A 538-nucleotide genomic window follows, 5' to 3' on the forward strand; every position below is an offset into this window, starting at 1 on the left:
AGCCCCAATTAAGGGGCTTGTTAAATCGTCCAATGATCGATAGTGATATCAAACTATCTAATCCAAATTTCTATTTATACTTTACAAATTATCTTCTATTGTAGCTCTACAACTCGCTGGCAGCCATCTCATCTTTATTCTATTAATATCTACAGCTCTACAAACCCATTGAATGGTAGGCTTTGAACTTATGGAAGAGTTTGTAACGTTAGGAGCCAATACAATTGTATTTTGGCGAGCATCGCCAATGTACCCAGGCTGAGTGCCAAGCTGAGCTTGAGTACTTGAACCTATAACTTTCTGGTTATAATATATAACTATATTTGTTACATCCTTTACTAGCGTGCCTTTTTGAGCACCTAAACCTAATGCAATCCAAATTGCACTTACAGAACTTCCAGTAATATGATCACCTCTTGTTAACCCAGCCTCTGCATTAGTAACAGGCCAAACACCATTAACTGAATAATACTCTGTGATGGCAGCTTTAACACCAGAAGAAAGCGCCAACCCTTCAGCAACATAAGTTCTTTTTGTA

The 538-nt window shown here is 37.9% G+C and carries 1 protein-coding gene; it reads right to left on the bottom strand.

All coding sequences use genetic code 11. The features are described from left to right. Nucleotides 1–81: 81 nt before the first annotated feature. Nucleotides 82–538 (bottom strand): pilin (locus tag BZK16_RS13990; protein WP_077929476.1); only part of this gene is annotated, 457 nt, incomplete at its 5' end.

Source organism: Wohlfahrtiimonas populi, from assembly GCF_002006795.1.
GTDB classification, from domain to species: Bacteria; Pseudomonadota; Gammaproteobacteria; order Cardiobacteriales; family Wohlfahrtiimonadaceae; genus Wohlfahrtiimonas; species Wohlfahrtiimonas populi.